We start from the raw sequence: 19,889 nt of genomic DNA, 5'->3' as shown, positions 1-19,889 counted from the left end.
AACTTTAAACTCTAAGACAAACATTTTACGCAGGGGGGACTTAGACAAAATCAGTATAGCACAATAAAAGTTAAGTTAACAAGATATAGTTTAAAAAGCCGTCCTAAAAGGACGGGGCTTTAACCCAAAATTTCGGTAAGCTTGAGTGACGCGACTACCATAATCGCTATTTTTTTGGCCACTCACCTCTGGCTTGAGAACATTTTTTAACTCCCAACGATCAGCCCATTCAGGAAAAAGCGGCCACACATAGCGCTCGCTGGTCTTCCCCCGGTTTACATAAGCGATCGGCCAGTCGTCTAGATCAGTGAAAAATATCTCATGATTTCTTAGTCCGAAAGTTGCTTGCATCCCATAAGCCCACTGCCATGATGGACTATCAAGAGACTCTCGACTATTGGCAATAGTTTGATCGTCGGGGAGAGAGCGCGGGGAGACTGCCTTAATGGAATAATTCCCCACTAATTCCCGAAAGTGGTGATCAATTTTTGCTAAATCGCTGAGTACAGCGTAAGCGAGTGCGTAGCGCCTACGGCTTCTCGTGTTCGGTTTAGTTTCAGATAGTAAAGTCTTTTCTAGTATTTCTTTCGATAATTGCTGGTCTTGTGGCAATTTCATCAAGGGTTGATAATAGTCAATCTTCCAAGTCTGTTCACTGGTAGAAGTTCTCTCGTGAGTCAAAAAATAATCGGTTTCTAAGCGACTAACCCAATGGCTAACCAAATATACTGGGGTTTTTTCCACTGCCAAAAATCCAGACCAGTCAAATTTATTTTGAGCGAGTAACCCCCCGATAATTTTCGCTTCTGATTCAGCGAAATCTAACCCCTCGCTGTTAGCGTAAACTCCTAAACTAATTCTCTGTTGAGAATAACCAGACTTACCCGGTTTAGGGGGGAAAGTTCCCCTAAGATAAATTCTTTCTCCCCTAATCTCCAAAGCGACCCCGATCCTTGCCACCTTTAACCGGCGGTTGATTTCCTCAAGTCGTCTTTTAATTAAATCCATAGCTAAATTATAACTTCTATAACTTCCATTTTTCCCCTTTGACCATTTTATTTACACAAATAGGAAAATTAGCCTTGATGATTCTTAAAGCCACTTCCAGACATTGATCGTCAGAGTATAATTGTTTTTCTCCTAGCGGTTTTTGCGTTTTCACTTCGGTAATCAAAAAATCAATCAAGTCTTTAGTAATCTCGCTCACAGCTTGTCTCCTGTATTATATTTTAAGCTTCAATTATACAACTATTGACCTATGCTGATATTCCTCCTTTTCCTTGAATGTCTTCTTAGATGACACGCACTACATAAAGCTATCAAATTATCGGAGTGATTATTAGCAGGATTATGGTCTTGATGGTGTACCGTCAAGGTTTTTTTTGCTTTAAGGGAGCGATCAGCTATCGGTGCGGGTGTGCAATCAAGTCCGCATTCTTGGCACTGCCAATGTGCTTGAGTTTTAATAGCTAAGGCGATTGATTCCCAATTTTTAGGGTATCGCTTTCGCTCCATCGGCATAACTTCCCTCCGAATTTCATAGGCTAAATTTGGACTAATTAAATTTAGTCTCGTTTTTGGCATCCTCACATTTAGCGGTGTACCTCAAAACTTTGTCCGTATTTAGTGTTTTCTCAATGCCAAGACGCGGATTTGAACCGCGGACACGAGGATTTTCAGTCCTCTGCTCTACCAACTGAGCTATCTCGGCGTTTTTAAGTCCTTTATTAATATAGCACGCTCTCAAAATAATTGCAAGGTTTTTTTCTAAAAACTTTTCTGCTCGACTAGGGCCTGTCATCAATTAAGCCAAATGACGCAAACCCTAGGGTTTGCCGAAAAAGTTTGTTGGTGGGGTTAGGAGTCGGTCGTCGGTCGTCAGGATTGAGGAGGAGAAGTCAAAATAGGTTGAAGGGTGATCTCATATCTATTTTCTGGCTGACCTTGTACCCCTGTCAGTAAATCGGGTTACTATAGCTAATTAGTTGCTGTTAGCAATTATAGCTCTCAAAAGGGGGTGGGAATGATGAGATCAAGTTTAGTTTTGGTCTGAGGATGACGAAAAGATAATTGTTTAGCGTGTAGGTGTAAACGGTCGGACTGCTTACCATTGTACAAGCGATCGCCTAAAATTCCTATCCCTAATCCCGCTTGACTATGAACGCGAATTTGATGGGTTCTTCCCGTGTAGGGAATAAATTCTAGCCGAGAATAATTGCCTTCTTTACCGACAACTTTAAAATAGGTTTGACTAGCTTTTCCCCTTTGCCAGTCCACAGTTTGATAGGGTCGATTTTGCGGATTTCCCCAGAGAGGTAGGTCAATTATACCCGATTCTTGCTCAATAATTTCTGATAATATAGCTTCGTAGATTTTCTCCACTTCTCGCCGTTGAAATTGTTGGGATAAACAACGATAAATATCTAAACTTTTAGCTAGTAATAATATACCGGAAGTTTCTCGATCTAAACGATGAACGGGAATGAGATTTTTTCCCTGACGACGAAAACGATTGACCACAGCATCTTGACTGTCTTGATAACGTCCTGCTACCGATAATAATCCGGCAGGTTTATTAATAGCAATTATTCCCTCGTCTTCATAGATAATTTCTAGGGATGAACGTAAACCAGAGAGTAAAAAACCCATGAGAGGTTGACATCTTTCTTGACAAGCACCATAAAATTCTCCCTGTTTTCTATCTCGATTCGATTCTCCCCACCAAAATTCGGCCATGGCGACAGGTTTTAATCCTTTCATGGCGGCATAATTTAATAATTTCGGGGCGCAACATTCCCCTGTTCCCGTCGGTAACAAATTACTGCCCATCAATTTAGCTAAGGAGAGAGATTGTCCAGAAAAGTTATGTAAACAGTAGGATTGATACAGCAATTCCTGTAACTGTTTGGAGAGGTTCCTACGCTGTTGCTTAAGTTCAATAATTCTCTGATTGGCGAAGTTTATTTTCTCAATTAAGGGGTCTAAAACTTGTTTTTGTTCCTGTTTTAATTGCTTTCTTGCTCTTTTTTCCTGACGACTGATATTATTTAAATTCTCTAATTCTTCTGGCTTTAAATTCCCTAAATTTCTTAACCTATCTCGTTCCTGTTTATGGTTTTGATGTTGTTGCTGTAAAGCTTGTATTTTGCGCTCAAAATTTGCTTGATTGAGTCGATATAAATTATGTTCTGGAATTGATTGTAGGGTGATAATTTCCTGTTTAATTGTTTCTAAAATTTGCAAAACTCGCTTTTCTTCCAGCACAATTTTTTCTCTCCCCACTAGGGACGGAACCCAGCCGGTGGCTTCTCCCTGTCCAGAAAAAGCTTTTAAAATTTCTATTTCGCCAGCAGCATTTTCTCCTAACAAAATTCCATACATTTTACCTTCAGGATTGGTGATAGTTGTCATCAAATCTCGGGCAATTTTTTCAGCCAAAAGAGTACGGGGCAAGCGCAATAACTCCCCCGTTTCAGGACAAATTCCTTGATAATAATATAGCATTTCCTAAGCTAGTGAGGTACACCTATTTTTCTTCCCTTTTGCCTTCTGCCTCTTGCCTTTTGCCTAAAACCCATAACTTTTGTACCTCAGCAGACTGAAAAACGCTATAAGTAACTTCCTTCACTCTTTAAGAACAGGAAAAGGGCTAGAAATCCCCCTAAGAAAAACAATTGGCAAAGAAATCGATAGTTTCCTGTAGGGCGACAATAAAGCGCTCGATTTCTTCACGGGTATTATAAAAATATAGACTTGCCCGCGCGCTGCCGGAAGCATCAAAAAGGCGGTGTAGAGGTTGGGTACAGTGATGACCAGAACGAATAGCGATTCCTTCGTGGTCTAATAAAGTAGCTAAATCACTAGCATGAATCCCTTCCACATTAAAGGCGGCTAAACTAGCCCGACCCTGGCCCGTTAAACTAGGTGGCGGTCCGTAAATTCTTAAACCCTCAATTTCTCCTAATTTTTTGAACAAATGGGCGGTTAATTCTTCCTCGTAGGCATGAATATTATCCATACCTAAACCCATTAAATATTCTACCGCAGCACCGAGAGCAATCGCTTCGCCAATAGCGGGGGTTCCCGCTTCAAATTTGTGGGGCAGTTCGGCACAGGTAAAATGGTCTAAATAGACTTCTGCAATCATTTCGCCACCACCAAAAAAGGGCGGCATTGCCTCTAAAATCGCCTCTTTGCCGTACAAAAATCCAATGCCAGTGGGGGCGCACATTTTATGACCACTAGCCACCAACCAATCACAATCTATGAACTGCACATCAATGGCTAAATGGGGGACACTTTGACAGGCATCAATTAATACTTTCGCCCCGACTTGATGGGCAAGGCTGACTATTTCGGCAACGGGATTAATACAGCCTAATGTATTAGAAACATGAAGGACAGCAACTAATTTAGTTTTGTCAGATAACAAGGATTTATATTGTTCTAAATCAAAGCTTTCTTCGCTGGTTAATGGCACATATTTAATCACCGCCCCCGTCTTTTGGCAGACAATTTGCCAGGGGATTAAATTACTGTGGTGTTCCATCACCGAGAGAATAATTTCATCCCCTGCTTTCAGGGTATTTAATGCCCAACTGTAGGCGACTAAATTAATCGCTTCCGTGGCGTTGCGAGTATAGACAATTTCCTGACGAGAAGCGGCATTAATAAACCTAGCCACCTTATCTCTGGCCCCTTCGTAGGCTTCCGTTGCCCGGACACTTAAAGTATGCGCCCCGCGATGCACATTGGCGTTATCTTTTTCGTAATAGTTTCGCAGGGTTTCTAATACTTGAATGGGTTTTTGGGAAGTGGCGGCACTATCGAGATAGATAAGGGGTTTATCGTGTACGGTTTGATGGAGGATAGGGAAATCGGCGCGGACTTTTTGGGCGAGGGTTTTTTCTTGGATAATTGTCATTTTAGTCAGGAGTCAGAGGGGTACTATGGGCAGGTTGACACCCACCCCGGTAGAGTTATTCCACACTGCGACAGGCGACGCATTGCCCCAATCTTTGGCGGAGGGATTCTAGAGGAATTTTAGCTAAAATCTCGGCCGAGAAAGCATCAATTAACAAACTGCGGGCGGTGTCGGCGCTTAAGCCCCGGCTTTGCAGATAGAATAAATCATCGGCTTCCAGTTGGCTAACGGTTGCCCCGTGGGAACATTTGACGTTATCGGCGGTAATTTGTAATTCCGGTTTGGTGTTGACTCGTGCCTTGTTAGAAATTAACAAATTCCGATTTAACTGGGAGGCGTTGGTTAATTGGGCGGGTTTGGGAACAAACACTTTACCATTAAAGATGGCGTGAGCGCTACCATCAACGATACATTTATGCAGTTGGTTGGCGATGCCGTGGGGATGGTTGAGATAGATGGCGCTGTGGGTATCGGCGGTTTGTTGTCCGGTAATCATGGCTAATCCGTGCAGATTTGTCTCGGTTTGTTCGCCTTTTTGCAGTACATCGAGGTTATGACGGCAGAGTTTAGCTCCTAGATTTATCTCGTTGAGAGTGTAACGGCTATCGCGCCCTTGTTCAATTATCGTGCGTCCGATGTGAAAACCATCTCCCGATTCCCGTTGTACTCTGGTATGGATGACCTCGGCGTTGGCTTCGAGGTAAATTTCCGTGACAGCATTGGTGAAATAAGAGTAATTTACAGGTAAATCGGAGCAATGTTCGGCTAAAGCCCCGTAATTCTCGATAATATTGACACTAGCTCCCGTTTCCGCCACGATTAGGCTATGGGGCTGATAAAAGCGGGGAATTTCCTCCACAACGGTGATAAATAGGAGATGTATCGGGGTTGTGACGACGGTGTTAGCGGTGACGTGAATTACTGCCCCATCGCTTAGTCCAGCTTGGTTGAGTGCGGTAAAAAATTCGGGGGTTTTTTCTTTCCCTAGATAGTTGACAAGAACATCTTTTTGTGCATTGGCGAGATTGCTGACGCTGACACCGGGGGGTAAAGCGGAAATATCGGACAATTCGGGCTGATAAATGCCGTTAACGAAGACTAGGTGGCTGTTTTTGGCTTCAGGCAGCAAAAAAACAGCTAGGGCATTTTTATCGATTGTAACGGGTTGGGGAGCGCAAAAATTGATCGCCCAGAGTTGACTTAAATCGGTGAATTGCCATTCTTCATCTTTTCTGCCAGGGATGGCTAATTCTTGAGCTTTACTGGCTCCCGATTCTCTTAATTCGAGAATTTTACCGTTATCGATAGTGGGAACCGTTTCTCGCGACAATTTTAACAATAATTCTCCTGATTGTTCAGGTTTCGTGATTATGGCTGTCATTGGTAAGAGGGGGTTGCAGGGTTGGGGTGTGGGGTGTAGGGTGTGGGGTGCGGGGTGTGGGGTGTGGGGTGTGGGGTGTGGGGAGAATAAATAAAAGCCATCTCCTGATAACTGATAACTGATAACTGATAACTGGTAACTGATAACTGATAACTGATGATTATTTAACGGCTAATACTTGTTCGTCGAGGAAATCGTAGCCAGTTCTTTCTAATTCGAGAGCTAATTCTTTACCGCCACTGGTGACAATGCGCCCATCGTACATAACATGAATAACATCGGGTTCAATGTAGTTGAGCAGACGCTGATAGTGGGTGATAAGTAAAAAAGCGTTATCGGGGGTAGCTAAGTGATTGACTCCCTGGGCAACAATTCGCAAAGCATCGATGTCTAAACCGGAGTCAATTTCATCGAGAATTCCTAAAGTAGGTTCTAATAAGGCCATTTGTAGGATTTCATTACGTTTTTTCTCACCACCGGAGAAACCTTCGTTTAAACTTCTGCCAAGAAAGCTAGGATTCATCTGGACAACTTCTAGTTTTTTCTCGACTAATTCCTCAAAGTCAAAACTATCTAATTCTTCCGAACCTAAATATTTTTGTCGGGCATTATAGGCAACGCGAAGAAAATCGAGGTTACTAACGCCGGGGATTTCTAAGGGATATTGGAAAGCGAGAAAGATACCCATAAGCGCTCGTTCATCGGGTTCTTTGTCTAAAAGATTTTCGCCTTGATAAATTATTTCTCCCCCAGTTACTTCATAATCGGGATGTCCGGCGATTACTTTGGAAAAGGTACTTTTCCCTGAGCCATTGCGCCCCATAATTGCGTGGGTTTCCCCTGCTTTAATTTCGAGGTTAACTCCTTTAAGTATCTGGTTTCCGTCAATACTAGCGGTCAGATTTTTTACCGATAAAATTACTTCACTCATGTTTTTTGTTGGCAACTGCAAATATTTCTAGAAACTAATTATATTTCAGCGAACACTGATAACTGATAACCGATAACTGATAACTGATAACTGATAACTGTTACCCGACGGTTCCTTCGAGCTTGAGACTGAGGAGTTTATCAGCTTCGGCGGCGAATTCCATCGGTAATTTACTGAGGACATCCTTACAGAAACCACTGACTAACATAGAGACAGCATCTTCTTCGGAAATACCCCGTTGTGCGAAGTAGAATAATTGGTCTTCACCGATTTTAGAGGTAGAAGCTTCGTGTTCTACTTTAGCACTGTTGTTATCCACCTGAATATAGGGAAAAGTGTTAGCTTCGGCATTATCTCCAATCAGCATAGAATCACACTGGGAGTAATTTCTTGCTCCCTTGGCTTTCGGTCCCATTTTCACTAACCCGCGATAGCTATTTTGGGAGTTACCCGCCGAAATTCCCTTAGAAATAATTGTACTCTTGGTGTTGCGGCCGATGTGAATCATTTTCGTACCTGTATCGGCCTGTTGTTTATTATTAGTTAGGGCAATTGAGTAGAATTCCCCAACGGAATTATCGCCGACTAAGACACAACTGGGATACTTCCAAGTAATCGCCGAACCAGTTTCCACCTGCGTCCAAGAAATCTTAGAATTAACTCCTTTACACAGACCCCGTTTAGTGACGAAATTGTAAATACCTCCCTTCCCATTGGCATCGCCAGCATACCAATTTTGCACCGTCGAATATTTAATATCCGCATTATCGAGGGCGACTAATTCCACGACGGCGGCATGAAGTTGATTACTATCGTACATCGGAGCGGTGCAACCCTCTAAATAACTTACCGATGCCCCTTCTTCAGCGACAATTAAAGTTCTTTCAAATTGTCCCGTCTCACCGTTATTAATCCGAAAATAGGTGGACAATTCCATCGGACAGGCGACACCTTTGGGGATAAAAACAAAGGAACCATCGCTAAAAACAGCAGAATTAAGAGCGGCAAAATAATTATCCCCCACGGGAACTACACTGCCGAGATATTTCTGCACCAAGTCGGGATGTTCCTGTAAAGCTTCCGAAATAGAACAGAAAATAACCCCCTGTTCTGCTAGTTTTTCTTTAAAAGTTGTGGCGATAGAAACGCTGTCAAAAATAGCATCGACGGCCACGTTAGACAGGCGTTTTTGTTCCGAAAGGGGAATGCCTAATTTTTCAAAGGTTTCGATTAAAGTGGGGTCAACTTCTTCAAGACTGTTGAGTTTTTCTTTTTTCTGTTTGGGTGCAGAGTAGTAGATAATATTTTGATAATCAATGGCAGGATAGGAAACGTGCGGCCAACTGGGTTCGGTCATCTTTTGCCATTGATGGTAGGCCCGGAGACGAAAATCGAGCATGAATTCCGGTTCCTTCTTTTTTGCCGAAATTAGGCGAATAATCTCCTCATTCAAACCGCGGGGGATGGTTTCCGATTCGATATCGGTGATGAAACCGTACTTGTAGGGTTGGTTAACGAGGTTTTTAACGGTGGTTGCACTCATGGGGGTTAGTGTTCTCTCTACGCGGTAGGCAGGGGAGGCAGTTAAACAACAATAAAGTTGTTTAAATTGATTATATAATAGATTAACAACAAAGCTGTTGTCAAAGTCAGGGAAAATTTGAGAGGATGCTGATAAACCTCTGTTATTCAAGTTACTCTGTAGGGGTAATCGGCCGCTCCTTGACCCTCAGCAATTGTACGCTAAAGCCTCTGTTTTTGGTATCATGACCACGACTCAACCCGCCTCGACGAAAGACGATATTCTGCAATATTTGCTCAAAAACGGTCAATCTACCGCCCAAGACTTGGCTGAAGAGTTAAGTATTAGTCCGCAAGCGACGCGCCGCCATCTTAAGGATTTGGAGGAGGAAGGACTGATAGAATATTTTGCCGTACAAAATAAGATAGGACGGCCCCAGCACATTTATCGTCTCAGTCGTCAAGGTCGTGGCCGTTTTCCCCATAATTACGATAATTTCGCCGTTTCTTTCCTCAATACTCTCGTGGAGACGGTGGGAGAGCAACAGGTGGGGGAAATTCTCAAAAAACAGTGGCAACGCAAAGCGGCAGAATATCAATTGCGCCTCGGCAAGGGCTCTTTAGGGGAAAGAATGAGAAAATTGCTGGAAATTCGCCAAGAGGAGGGTTATATGGCAGAATTAGTGGCACTGGAAGCAGAAAATAGTTATGTCCTGGCCGAGCATCACTGCGCTATTGCTGAGGTGGCCGGTTCCTATCCGAGTATCTGTGGCCATGAATTAGAAATGTTTGCCATGCTGCTGCCTGATTGTACGATCGAACGGACTCACTGGATCAACCAAGGTGAGCAACGATGTGGTTATCTAATTAAGTGCAAGGGTTGAAAGGGGGAGATTAGTTATCTCTAGACTAAGAGACTTTTGACCTCACCTAACCCGCACCGCTGCCCAATAAAAATAAACTTAACAGGGTGCCACCATTCCAGAGACTATGAACCAACATCGAGGATAATAAATTTTTCGAGCGGGTGTAAACAAAGCCAAGAACACAACCTAGGACGGTTAAAGGCAGCACTTCTGACAAATTTTGGTGAGCAAGGGCGAAAATCAAACTACTAAGAGCGATCGCACCCCAGACGGGTAGATAACGAGTCAAAGAAGCTAGTAAAAAGCCGCGAAAGACAATTTCCTCGAAAAAAGGAGCGGCAAGGGAAGCAGTAAAGGCAAAACAGAGCAAAGCGAAGGTATTCTGGGATTCTAGGGCTAAAGTCAGCAGCGGGTTACTACCCCCCTGTCCTTGCCAAATTAGTTGATTGAGCAAAGAAACGATAATAACCAGGGGTAAAGCGACAAAATAGCCAGCTAACCCCCAGAGAAGCCAAGGACTAAAGAGGTTAAAACGAAACCAATCGGGAGGTAAAGGGCGAAAAGGCTTAATAGCTAGGTATAAAACCGATAAACTGCTCAATGTTAAGGCTAAATAACTAACTACAACGTATATTGCTTTAGCTTCTAGACTGAATTTTTCGGGATTGAGACTCAAGAAACTCGATAAAATCCCGAAAATTACCGGTAAAACAATTTGTCCGACGAAAAAGAAACCGATAATTATTCCCCACCAGAGGGTTTCTCCTCCCCACTTAGTTTGCCAAGCGAGACTATCATCTAAAAAGAGCAGCGCTCGCTGTTGGCGGAGCAGCCACTGCACCAATAAAAAGACCAACAGCACAATACCGATTAAACCGCCGATAAGAGGCAAGAAAGCCAATAAAATTAGTTTAATTAAGGCATTAGCCGCCACTTCACTCTGTTCTTCCTCTAAAGCGAGTAAATCCTCTTGACGATTTTCGAGACTATATAATTTTTCCAGAATGGTATAACGAAACCATCCTTGAAAATTGCGATCGATTCTCGCTTCAGCATCGGCAGCAATTTCGGGGGGTTCACTGTACAATCCCTCTAACAGCAGCGCATTTCCTAAAACAGCAGGTTTATAGTTCTCAAATTCTGATTTTTCCTTGATATCTTGCCAGATTTGCCGTGCTGAATCCAAGTCACCTTGACTAGCTTGAATGAGACTTAATTTTAGCTCTAAATCTTTTAAGGAATTTATGTCGCGCTCAAGGGATTTTTTTTGTTCGGGATTAACTGCTGATTTTTCTAGTTCGGTGATTGTTTTTTTGGCACTTTTCTGGGCTGATAAATACTGTTCCTCGGCAGTGTTATAAGTATCTTCACCGATCAGGGAAGTTTGAATTAATTTAAGATTAGCAAATTCCTCACTATTAGGATCAGCATCGGTGCTGAGAGTCGTGGCTTGTAGATTGAGGTTGGTTTGATATAGTTGAATATTCGATTGGATTTGGGGCTGATTAACACTAGAAATTAAAGCTGTAACTACTGGAGTTAAAGCAATAATTGTTAATAAAAAAGCAATCGCTTGTTTGAGACTTTGCCAGGAGAGTTTTTTGGAGAAATTATCGAACATGAAAATAGTTAAGTGGGAGTTAGGGGTGAGTTGATGGGGTGATGGGGGTTGGGTAATAGGTGTCGGGGAAAATTTTCCCTATCCCTAATCCCTATTCCCTAATTATTAACTAACTACTTGAGAAAAAAGATTTTCGTATTGATCCAAAGTCTTTTCAAAGGCATAATTTTCCTCTGCGTATTCTCGTCCCTTTTCTCCTAGTATAGTTGCTAAATCTGGGTTTTTGTATAGCTTTAAAATAGCTGTAGCTAATGCCTCCGGATCTTCGGGATTAACCACCAAACCACCACCACTACGCTCGATCGCCCTAGCGGCGGTTCCATCGGCGGGAACAGAAGCAATAATAGCACGGCCACTAGCTAATAATAGCTGAATTTTGGACGGCATATTAAAGGAAATAACGTTATGTTTTTGCATCACCATACCCACATCGGCCGCCGCTAACATTTCTGGTAATTTTTCCCGGAGTTGAAAGGGTAATAAAAGCACATTACTCGCCCCCTGTTGTTGGCGATACTTTTCTAGGCGATCAAGGGCCTCTTTTTTACCAACAATTACCACTTTAATCTCAGGGATGTCAACTAAGTGAACTGCAGCATCGATCAGGGTTTCTAAGGGTTGGGTTAGGGCAATATTGCCAGAATATAAAACAACAAACTTGCCCTCAAGATGATTTTCTTGGCGGAAATAATTATGGTTTTTCGGCAGGGGTTTAATAAAGCTTACATCCACCCAATTAGGAATCTCAATAATTTTCTGACTCGGCACATTTTTAGTGAGGAGATTTTTGGTAAAACCATCGGCAATAACCGAGATTTTGCTGGCAGTTTTGTAGGCAAATTTTTCAAGACTACTAAAAACCTTAATCATTTTCTGGTTAGTTAATAATCCCACATGAACTGCCGCATCGGGCAGAATATCCTGTAAATTTAGAATAATCGGCACCCCATATAATTTACTCAATAAAGCGGCGGGAACGCAAACGGGTAATCCGGGGACAGTTAAGAAAATTAGATCGGGTTTTTCACCTTTGAGAGCCTGAAAGAAACTCAAAAAAACAAAGCTCAACTCAAATAAAATACGATTTTTTAGACTTCTTTGGGGGCGCGCCCAAACGTAGGAACGTTGAATTTTAACACCGTTGCGTTCTTCTTCTAGATAGATTTTTCCTCGGTATTCGGGATCGATTTCACTATTAGGATACCAAGGAAAGGCGGTTAAAACCCTAACTTGATGACCTCTTTTAACCAATCCCTCCGCCAATTCTGTCATCAGGGGAGCAATGCCGATCGGTTCAGGATAATAGTTATAAGAATAGAGCAAAATTCGCATAGGGATGGCAATTTGGTTAGGCGATTCAGTTTCATGATTTTATCAATAGTTACTGGTTTTTTGACAAATCAGATGCGCTTTTGTCAGGGATGACCCTAGAAAGAGGTGAGGATTAGCGGTGAGAGATGCGGAAAAAAGGGGAAATTGGCTAATAAATTAATCCTCAAAACCCCTAACTATTCCCCCTTACCCCTGCCTAAATACTGACCCTTATTTTTCCCTTACCCGGTGGCCGATATCGCGACGATAATAGATGCCCTCAAAGTGTATCCTGTTCACCGATTGATAGGCAAGTTCGATCGCCTGATTAAAATTAGACCCCATAGCAGTGACACCCAAAACGCGGCCGCCATCGGTGAAGATATCGCCGTGTTTTAAAACCGTGCCAGCGTGGAAAACGAGCGCTCCTGCGGTTTCAGCTGCCTTAATTCCAGTGATTAACTGGCCTTTTTCGTAGTGGTCGGGATAACCGGCAGACGCAGCCACCACACAAACAGCACTACCGGACCGCCATTGTAAAGAGGGGAAATCAGTTAATTTTTGTTGAGCGCAAGCCAGCAGTAGGGGTGCGAGGGGAGTTTCCAGTAGGGGTAAAACCGCTTGGGTTTCGGGATCGCCAAAACGACAGTTAAATTCGAGAACTTTTGGCTCTCCGGCGGGGGAAATCATTAAACCCGCGTAGAGGACTCCCCGATAGTCAATGCCGCGTTTTTGCAGGGTGGCGACGATGGGGGCGAGGATGTCTCGGTCCACCGCTTCGATAATGGCGGCGGTGGCTATGGGTGCGGGGACATAAACGCCCATACCGCCGGTATTTTTGCCGGTATCGCCTTCACCGATGCGCTTGTGATCTTGGGCGGGTAGCAGGGAACGGAAGCTGATCCCATCGGTGAGGGTGAGGATGGACACTTCTTCCCCTTCTAGGAATTCTTCCACCACGACTTTAGTAAAGCCACTGGTAAAAAGATCATCGATCGCTTCTAGGGCCGTATCTACGGTTTCGGCGACAATTACCCCTTTTCCTGCGGCTAATCCGTCGGCTTTCACCACGATGGGCGCTCCTTGCTCTCGGATATAAGTTTTCGCTAATTCTGCATCGGTAAAGGTTTCCGAGGCGGCAGTGATCACTCCGGCTTCGATCATTAATTCTTTGGCCCAGGATTTGCTCGATTCAATTAAGGCCCCGGTTTGTGTGGGGCCAAAAACCGCTATTTCTTGGGCGAGAAGATGATCGGTAATACCGAGGGAGAGGGGATATTCTGGACCGACAACCACCAAATCGACGCTATTTTCCTGGGCAAAGCGGCTAATTTCGGCAAAATCCTCCATTGCTAGGGGGATATTTTCACATTGAGGTAAAATTGCCGTTCCCCCATTACCCGGAATACAGAACACTTGTTCTAGTTCGGGCGATTGCAGCAGTTTCCAAGCCAGGGCGTGTTCTCGACCACCGCTGCCGATTACGATAATTTTCACGGATAAACGCAGCCTAAATGACGATGGTTTAATTATCCCTTAGCTCCGGGGCGCCATTGGTTAGAAATTGAGATTACTTAACTTTTTAATCCTCGCTCGTCACTGGATTTGACGGAGACAGGACAAATCAGCTTTCCCGAAATGAATACTAAAAGCTACTTGCAGACTTTCTAGGGATTTAACCAACCAAGGCACCTGATCGCGAGAAAAACCCTCGTAATGGTTAAACAGAATCGAAAAACGTTTATCTAAGTGGGGTTTTACCTTGGGACACACCAAAACCAACTTGAGCAATAACCCCACAGTCCGAGTTACCCCCATATTGGTGATCATATCGATAAAAATGTAATGATCAGGTTTTTGGCTGCTTTCCACCACCAGATAATTGAACAATTGACTAGAAGTACGCAGGATGAGAAATTCACTCGGTTTTTGTTGATCCCACTGGGGTAGGGTATTTTGCAGGACATCGTAGAGTTTTTTGTTAAATTGCCCCTTGCCGTGGTCTACGGGGGTAATCAGATAATCGTAGAGATCATTTTTAAAATCTTTATAGGTAGAGCTATAAACTGTATTCGCCAGAAAATTTTGCGAGAGAGCTTTATAAGTATAATTTCCTTCTATTGGACTCACATAATACTTGAGGGCGCGATTTAGTTCCTTATCATTGAGCAGGGTGGGATTTTTCACTGGTTGAATGATTCTCCCCGCTTCTTCGCTGGTTTTTGGGGTATGAGCAACCTGTCCCAAACGTACCTGATAGGTAACATAATGAGAGAGATTTACCTCGAAACAGCGCTCGGTTTTCACTTTAATACGTCTAACGGTTTGTCGCTGTTCTCGGGGACTTTCATCACTGAGTAAACAGTGATCATAGAGATAGGGATAACGATTAATCAGGGTTCCCACGCAAGGGGCGGTTTCTTCGCTGTATTGGCTGCTAATAATTCGCGCCAGACGCTGCAGCTTAACGTAGTCATCCGAGAGGGTAAATTTTTTGACCAGATGGCGCAAAGTATTGGCGGTGCTGTAATGTCCCGGACCTGGAGAGGGCAGATTATCCAGCAGCGATACCAATTCGAGAATTGCTGGCTGACAAGTCGACTGCATTTGCCATCGGTTCACTAAAATGTGACAGCAGCGGTTAAAGAAATAATAAAAACGAATTTCGGCATCTTTAGCCTTGACAAGACGCTCTAGGGCTAAATAAATAGGAGCTTCTTGATAGCCCCGACCTTCGATAAACAGACGACGAAAATCCTCGATTAACTCCTCAGGGGAATCGGTCCGTACGCGGTCGAGCCAATAATCGTACAGTACCTGTTCTTCATCTTTTGTTTCTATTTGTCGATCGTTTAGACTAGCCATCGTTATTTGAATCAGCCCTCCTCAATCAGTAAGCGGATGGATTTTCGGGCCATCACCATAAAGGGTTTAATTGTGATTAGATAGTAGATGCTCGCTTTTTAGGATGCCCCTATTTTGGGTCATTCCACTTATCGAGTTGAGCCATTTTAGCCTTGCCAGTTTGGGAAAATTCCTGTTGGCTTGCCCGGCCAAGCTTGCCGACCATGCCCAGATTACTAAAAATTTAGGCAGCTCCCCCTGCTAATTAGGTTAGCGAAAAAAACACCGCTTTGATGTGATCTAAGTCACAGCTTGTCGTTAATTTGTGTGGTAGGGAGTGCCTGGAAGTCTTGCTAGGCAAGGCTTTAAAGACTATATTTCCCGAAAATTATCCCTATTCTTCTTCCTTCCACACAAAAACCAGAAGAGCGGCGATACTGCCTATAGAGGGGATGTAAGACCAAAAGCTGGGCGTAAGTCTGTCTTGAGGCAATCCCCCAAGAAATAGGAAGCTCTCAACGACCTTGAGAGTAGTTCACATCTATCTTCTAGATGATTCGGAATTTACTCCTAAGTATTTTTATTGTCTATGCCCTGTCATTTATCCCTCAATCAACTAGCTCAATTATTGTCCTTACAAGATAAGGGTGACATAAGTTTGAGCCATGATAGTTTAGTATCTGGCATTAATACTGATAGCCGTAGTATTGAGTCAGGACAAGCATTTTTGGCCTTAAAAGGTGATAATTTTAATGGTCATGATTTTATCGATATGGCTATCGAAAGAGGAGCGGCGGCATTGATTGTCGAGCAGCCAGTTTCGGTAAATTACTCTAGTAATATTCCTGTATTCCTAGTCCAGAATACCCAGGAAACCTATCAGCAATTAGCCCATTGGTGGCGGAATCAATTTACTATACCCGTGATTGCTATTACAGGATCGGTGGGGAAAACCACGACTAAAGAATTAATCGCCTCGGTATTAGCAACCCGGGGAAAGGTACATAAAACCCTGGCTAATTATAATAATGAGATCGGAGTGCCGAAAACTCTCCTCGAACTGGACGAAACTCACGATAGTGCCGTAATCGAGATGGGAATGCGGGGACGGGGAGAAATTGCCCTGCTCGCTCAAATCGCCCAACCGACGATCGCAGTGATTACTAATGTGGGAACCGCTCACATCGGTCGTTTAGGGTCGCAAGCGGCGATCGCAGAGGCGAAATGCGAGTTATTGGCCGAGTCTCCTTCTAGTAGTATAGCTGTTCTTAACTACGATCACCCTTTACTTACCGAAACAGCTAAACGGGTATGGCAGGGGGAAACAATTACCTATGGCTTCTCTGGCGGCGATATAGTCGGAGAATTACTAGATTTAACTACTTTACGAGTCAATGGACTAGATTTTAACTTACCTTTATCCGGTCGTCATCATGCTTTAAATTTTATGGCGGCCTTGGCCGTAGCGAAAATTTTAGGCATCGATTGGACTTCTTTGCAACAGGGAATTAAAGTTAATTTACCCAGTGGTCGGGCCAAACGTTACCAATTAGCACCAGATATCCTACTCCTCGATGAAACCTATAACGCGGGTCTAGAATCAATGTTAGCGGCCTTGGATTTACTGAAGGCTACCCCCGGCCAGCGTCATATTGCTGTTTTAGGCACGATGAAGGAGTTAGGGTCTTTTTCGGAGCAATTACATCGCCAAGTCGGTGAGAGGGTGCAAAAACTAGGCATAGATCGCTTGTTTGTCTTGGTAGATGACCCGGAAGCTAAGTTTATTGCTGAGTCCGCTACTGGGGTCGATTGCGAATGTTTTCAAACTCACGCAGATTTAATTAATCGTTTAAAGGAAGTGATCGATTCAGGCGATCGCATTTTATGCAAAGCTTCCCATTCCGTCGGTTTAAATCGGGTGGTGGAGGAGTTAATCAGTGATAAGCTGTTCGTAATTTAAATTGCTTGTTGAGACGAGGCAAGAGGCAACACCCCCCCTTGCCCCCCACCCCTCGACCCCCCCGACATGGGGGGGGTCGGGGGGGTGGGCTAATCTAAGAATAAGCGGTTTAAATACGTCTTAGCTGATTGGGGGTTAGGGAATATATGTTAGATAATAGAGCATTTTTTAGGAAGAATGGCCTACTAAAAACTGTTTTTTCAGGGATTTTAGTGCTAGTTTTCTTTTTTTCGGCCGTGCAAGTCTCTTTTGCCCAACAATCGAGACGACTGGAGACTTATCTCCCGACTATCAGTGGTTTAGCTTGGGTGGAAGGAGATGTTTTTCTAGGGGTTCACGATGCCAAAAATAAGGGCAAAAATAGTGATCCATCTCAACCAAGGCTGAGTCTTTTACAGCTACCTACAGAGGAAAAACCCCTATTATGGCAGGTTTTAAGGGTAGATTGGCCAAATCCAGAGGGATTGAGTAACGATCTCGAAAGTATTACTCATATCCCTGAAACTAACTTATTTTTGTTGGCTGAAAGTGGCGACAAAAAACCTTTTCAAAGACTATTTTTAATAGCATATAACCAGCAAAAAGTCAAGATAGTTGAGCAAATAAATTGGCCGATTGCGGTGGAAAATGTAGAGGCGATCGCTGTTAGTCGGCAAGGCGATCGTTATCTATTTATCTACGCAGAACGGGCCGATAGTCAAGAGAGTACCAAAATTCGCTGGACGGATATCTCGTTCAATCCCTTAAAATTCGGGGAATTTCAGTCAGTAACTTTTCGGAGTCCTTTTGGTAGTGGTGAAAATATTCGCCCCATCTCTGATTTAGCCGTAGATAAGCAAGGTAATATCTACATAGCTTCCGCTTACGATCCAGATAATGCGGGAGTGTTTAGAAGTGCTGTTTCCCGTATTGGTCAAGTTACAGCCGATAATAGCCTAATTCTTGCTCCTAATCCCCAAAAAATTGCAGAAATCGACGGAGCCAAAGTGGAAGCGGTGACCACCAGAGAATCTCCTAGAGGTAAAATAGAAGTCTTTATCGGTACAGATGACGAGAATTATGGCGGTTTTCTGCGACCTTTGCTGTTAGATAATTAGATATCAGGAGTCAGGGGAGAAGGGAGCGCCGGAGCTTGGCGGATGACTCTTAAGTTAGGTTTTTTCCTTAGCGAGAATAAAGACGCTGCCTTCGCTGCCGCGGCCGATGCGGAGATCTTCATCGAGATAGGTGATATCGAGCCAACCTGTTTGTTGGCGATTATTGAAAGAAAAATCGAGGGGAGGAAATTTTTTGCCACTCTCGATCGCTTCGATAAATTCTTGGGGAGAATGATAATTGAGAAGACGTTGCAAACCGAGGATCGATCGCTCAAATTTGACCATGACCCGACGCTCGGATGTGGGTTCAAAGGTAGCGGAGACGATTACTGCCCCTTCTAGCCCAGGTATGCCGATAATTTCGGCGATATTGTAGAGTTTAGCCTTGTTCAGGTCGAGATATTGATAAATTTGCCCTAATTGAAAAAAAGGTAGGCGATCTAGTCCCAGAATGCCGCGGCTGCTGGTGAATAGTAAACGCCAATTGCCCCCTAATAGTTGTTTAACTTCGAGGGGATGAGGATGGGGATTGTGATCCTCCAATTGTTCAATCGCCGCTAAAATCCGCACGCGGTCGCTTTCCGTGGCCAGGAGTCCGCGATTTCTACCAGCGATCAATTCTAGTAATTTCGCTTTGGCATCCATAGAATCTCCCTTACTTTTATAAACTACCTCGACCCCCTAGGCACTCGATCGAGGTTTTTGGGGGTCCCAAGAGGCCCACCTGCGCCGATGATTTCAGGGTTTCAACGGAGTTTTCACCTCGGTGAGCGGCATTTTCAACCGTTGACCTCACTATTTTAACACAGATTAAATGCCGCAGTTTTAAAACTTTTTCATAACCGTAATTAAGTGATCGAAATAGGGAGCAATTGCGGTTTTTTCTGGGTCGCTAAAATACTCTAAACTGTATGCTTTTAAGGCTTCTAACCCTGAAATCATCGCCCCTAATGGTACTTGCAATTCTTGATAAAGAAGACGCATATTTTCCAATCCCTCGGCACTGGTATAGGGAATCTGCTGTCCGGCGACACCGTAGGTAATACAACGTAAAAAGTTCCAGAAATCACGCCAACAAGCTTCAGCGCGGTGGGGTGGATGAAGATCGCCCCCGGGTTGGAGAATGGTAGGAAATTGGCTTAAGACAGTCTGACGGGAGTTATCGACGATACTATTAGCATTATCCCGCAGTTTTCGAGTTTGCTGACTAGAAACCAGTAAATCAGGCTCTAAATTGACGATAGTATCTAAATCGCTGTCGCTGAGATAGCGAGTTTGATCATCCGCTTGTTGCCAAATAGCGATCGCTGCTTGGTGGTAAGGCCAATTAGCGAAACTGATGATTCTCGCTTTTGGGATTAATTGCTGGGCGCGCTCACTCAAAGGCATCGATCGCTCTCCGTCGGGTCAGATTAGGCGGTTAAGATCTCTTT

General features: G+C 43.7%; 16 protein-coding genes and 1 tRNA gene. 3 read left to right on the top strand and 14 right to left on the bottom strand.

The window, feature by feature from the left end; genetic code table 11:
- Nucleotides 1-90: 90 nt before the first annotated feature.
- From O9334_RS13870 to sufB, 8 genes are all read right to left on the bottom strand, one after another.
- A complete protein-coding gene (locus O9334_RS13870; RefSeq protein ID WP_288000593.1) occupies nt 91-1,008 on the bottom strand; it encodes a site-specific integrase in 918 nt (305 codons plus the stop codon).
- 16 nt (nt 1,009-1,024) lie between these two features.
- Nucleotides 1,025-1,207 (bottom strand): hypothetical protein, encoded by a 183-nt coding sequence (locus tag O9334_RS13865; protein WP_288000590.1) that lies wholly within the window; start codon nt 1,205-1,207, stop codon nt 1,025-1,027.
- Nucleotides 1,208-1,638: 431 nt separating this feature from the next.
- Nucleotides 1,639-1,711, bottom strand: a tRNA-Phe gene (locus O9334_RS13860).
- Between the two features lie 296 nt (nt 1,712-2,007).
- Nucleotides 2,008-3,504: an RluA family pseudouridine synthase gene (locus tag O9334_RS13855; protein ID WP_288000587.1), complete on the bottom strand. Its 1,497-nt coding sequence runs from the start codon at nt 3,502-3,504 to the stop codon at nt 2,008-2,010.
- Between the two features lie 157 nt (nt 3,505-3,661).
- Nucleotides 3,662-4,924: a SufS family cysteine desulfurase gene (locus O9334_RS13850; RefSeq protein ID WP_288000585.1), complete on the bottom strand. Its 1,263-nt coding sequence runs from the start codon at nt 4,922-4,924 to the stop codon at nt 3,662-3,664.
- A gap of 55 nt (nt 4,925-4,979) precedes the next feature.
- The gene (gene sufD / locus O9334_RS13845) at nt 4,980-6,305 is read right to left on the bottom strand and encodes a Fe-S cluster assembly protein SufD (protein ID WP_288000583.1); all 1,326 of its coding nucleotides are present in this window, start codon (nt 6,303-6,305) and stop codon (nt 4,980-4,982) included.
- Between the two features lie 160 nt (nt 6,306-6,465).
- Complete coding sequence (sufC, locus tag O9334_RS13840; RefSeq protein ID WP_288000581.1) at nt 6,466-7,236, bottom strand: Fe-S cluster assembly ATPase SufC; 771 nt, start codon at nt 7,234-7,236, stop codon at nt 6,466-6,468.
- A gap of 100 nt (nt 7,237-7,336) precedes the next feature.
- Nucleotides 7,337-8,779, bottom strand: coding sequence for a Fe-S cluster assembly protein SufB (sufB, locus tag O9334_RS13835; RefSeq protein ID WP_002758413.1), 1,443 nt, complete (start codon nt 8,777-8,779; stop codon nt 7,337-7,339).
- 223 nt (nt 8,780-9,002) lie between these two features.
- Between sufB and sufR the strand changes: the two genes are divergently transcribed.
- Entirely contained in the window at nt 9,003-9,641 is a 639-nt protein-coding gene (sufR, locus tag O9334_RS13830; protein WP_012265479.1) for an iron-sulfur cluster biosynthesis transcriptional regulator SufR, read from the top strand.
- Between the two features lie 46 nt (nt 9,642-9,687).
- Here the strand turns inward: sufR and O9334_RS13825 are convergent, their stop codons facing one another.
- The 4 genes from O9334_RS13825 to O9334_RS13810 form a co-directional block, all read right to left on the bottom strand.
- Entirely contained in the window at nt 9,688-11,244 is a 1,557-nt protein-coding gene (locus O9334_RS13825) for a CPBP family intramembrane glutamic endopeptidase (protein WP_288000578.1), read from the bottom strand.
- Nucleotides 11,245-11,349: 105 nt separating this feature from the next.
- Nucleotides 11,350-12,576, bottom strand: a complete 1,227-nt coding sequence (locus O9334_RS13820; RefSeq protein ID WP_045360223.1) for a glycosyltransferase family 4 protein — start codon at nt 12,574-12,576, stop codon at nt 11,350-11,352.
- A gap of 210 nt (nt 12,577-12,786) precedes the next feature.
- Nucleotides 12,787-14,052, bottom strand: coding sequence for a phosphoribosylamine--glycine ligase (gene purD / locus O9334_RS13815; RefSeq protein WP_045360225.1), 1,266 nt, complete (start codon nt 14,050-14,052; stop codon nt 12,787-12,789).
- Nucleotides 14,053-14,151: 99 nt separating this feature from the next.
- Nucleotides 14,152-15,420, bottom strand: coding sequence for a Sll1247 family protein (locus tag O9334_RS13810; RefSeq protein WP_045360227.1), 1,269 nt, complete (start codon nt 15,418-15,420; stop codon nt 14,152-14,154).
- A gap of 568 nt (nt 15,421-15,988) precedes the next feature.
- Here O9334_RS13810 and O9334_RS13805 point away from each other — a divergent pair.
- Both O9334_RS13805 and O9334_RS13800 read left to right on the top strand, forming a co-directional pair.
- Nucleotides 15,989-17,359: a UDP-N-acetylmuramoyl-tripeptide--D-alanyl-D-alanine ligase gene (locus O9334_RS13805; RefSeq protein WP_045360229.1), complete on the top strand. Its 1,371-nt coding sequence runs from the start codon at nt 15,989-15,991 to the stop codon at nt 17,357-17,359.
- Between the two features lie 146 nt (nt 17,360-17,505).
- Complete coding sequence (locus tag O9334_RS13800; RefSeq protein ID WP_045360232.1) at nt 17,506-18,456, top strand: hypothetical protein; 951 nt, start codon at nt 17,506-17,508, stop codon at nt 18,454-18,456.
- Between the two features lie 54 nt (nt 18,457-18,510).
- Here the strand turns inward: O9334_RS13800 and O9334_RS13795 are convergent, their stop codons facing one another.
- Together O9334_RS13795 and O9334_RS13790 are read right to left on the bottom strand one after the other, a co-directional pair.
- Nucleotides 18,511-19,101, bottom strand: a complete 591-nt coding sequence (locus O9334_RS13795) for a PAP/fibrillin family protein (RefSeq protein ID WP_045360233.1) — start codon at nt 19,099-19,101, stop codon at nt 18,511-18,513.
- Nucleotides 19,102-19,281: 180 nt separating this feature from the next.
- Nucleotides 19,282-19,845 carry a bilin-binding protein gene (locus tag O9334_RS13790; protein ID WP_045360234.1) on the bottom strand — a complete coding sequence of 188 codons (564 nt, stop codon included), beginning with the start codon at nt 19,843-19,845 and terminating at the stop codon, nt 19,282-19,284.
- Nucleotides 19,846-19,889 lie beyond the last annotated feature (44 nt).

The sequence above is a fragment of the Microcystis sp. LE19-8.1F genome (assembly GCF_027531715.1).
Lineage (GTDB): Bacteria > Cyanobacteriota > Cyanobacteriia > Cyanobacteriales > Microcystaceae > Microcystis > Microcystis wesenbergii_A.
Note: the sequence above shows the minus strand (reverse complement) of the source record. Positions and strands in the feature narration are given on the sequence as shown.